This is a genomic window from Hymenobacter sp. AT01-02, assembly GCF_000961955.2.
Taxonomy (GTDB): domain Bacteria; phylum Bacteroidota; class Bacteroidia; order Cytophagales; family Hymenobacteraceae; genus Hymenobacter; species Hymenobacter mucosus.
In genome coordinates this window covers 1-1,430 of record NZ_JZIR02000241.1, presented here as the reverse complement: position 1 = coordinate 1,430, position 1,430 = coordinate 1, and the positions used below count along the sequence as shown (strand labels likewise).

Below are 1,430 nucleotides of genomic sequence, written 5' to 3'. Positions count from 1 at the left end.
TATATATAAAGAGTATACCGACCAGGAGTCGGGCGGCAAGGCTGATCGGCCTCAGTTCAAGCAACTCTTTCAGGATGCCTACCAGCGCCGCTTCGATGTGGTGATGTTCTGGGCCCTGGACCGCTTTAGCCGAGAGGGCGTCACTGAAACCCTCAATCACTTACAAAAGCTATCCTTTGCCGGCGTGCAGTTCAAAAGCTACACCGAGCAGTACTTGGACTCCACGGGCATGTTTAAGGATGCCATCATCAGCATCCTGGCCACCATCGCCAAACAGGAACGCGTGCGGCTGGGGGAGCGAACCAAGGCGGGCATGGCCAAGGCCGTGGCGAAGGGCAAGGTAGTAGGCCGGCCCGCGGTGGACCACCAGCGTGAGCACGTGTTGCGTCTCAAGGCCACCGGCATCTCAAATCGGGCTATTGCCACCGCCCTGGGGATATCACCCACCACCGTAGGAAAGCTACTACTGGAGTAGCTTGTTGAAGTATATGTTCATGTTGTAAATAAAAATTAACACTACCTAAATGGATTTATCACAATCACACATTTTGGCATTTGATTATATTATAGTTATCGAATCTCTACCCCTGGGTGAAGACAGAACTGGAAAAATATTATTTGATACAGTTATAGATAGGAGAGCAGAACAAAAGGACATAGGAGCTATTTATAGATATGTTTCTAACAAAGAAGAGCTTAAAAAAAGCATTCTTAGATATTAAGAATATCTTCATTCAGCTAGGCAAAATACCTCTCATTCATATAGAGGCGCATGGTGCTCATGACTTTCTTAAGTTGGAATCAGGCGAGGAGGTCTCGTGGGTTGTTGTAGCCCACCTATTAGGAGAAGTTAACAGATTGCTTAAAAACAAACTGATTGTAGTACTTGCTAGCTGCCACGGCATCCAATTGCATAAAACTATCAATGTGCTTACCCCTGTTCCATTCTACCTACTCGTTGCTCCTTTAGCTACAGCATATGAGCAAGATATAAAGTCGGGTTTCGTAGAGTTTTATGAGAACTGGATCGATCATACGTCAGATAACGAAATAGGCAAAAATTTTAATAGAGCAATACGCCTTCTTAATGAAGACAGAGACACTGAATTTAAATATGTACTCTCTGAACTTGCTTTTGATAATAGATGGAATCAATTTCTGAAAGAATATCCTACAAAAGAAAGATTAAATAGTCTTGTTGATAAAATGCTTAGCACGATGGTTATCAGAGGTGCTAACCCTGATCAATTAAGGCTGCTTTTCACATCTATTCCAGAATTTCCAGATCAGAGTAAAGAATATTTCCGCAAGAAATTCTTGATGTTAGACTAGGCTTTCTGTCCTTTTTGTGGGGTAGAGTTGAGTTGAGCTTTGAGTCCACTGATTCAATGTTCACTTAATCCTCTATCCTATGAGAATTTATCTGGTCG

At 43.1% G+C, this 1,430-nt stretch carries 2 protein-coding genes; both read left to right on the top strand.

Going from position 1 to position 1,430, the window contains the following annotated elements:
- Positions 1–475: recombinase family protein (locus VI25_RS22830; RefSeq protein WP_045690702.1), on the top strand; the 475-nt coding region annotated here is incomplete at its 5' end.
- A gap of 200 nt (positions 476–675) precedes the next feature.
- Complete coding sequence (locus VI25_RS22825) at positions 676–1,332, top strand: hypothetical protein (RefSeq protein WP_055562968.1); 657 nt, start codon at positions 676–678, stop codon at positions 1,330–1,332.
- Positions 1,333–1,430 lie beyond the last annotated feature (98 nt).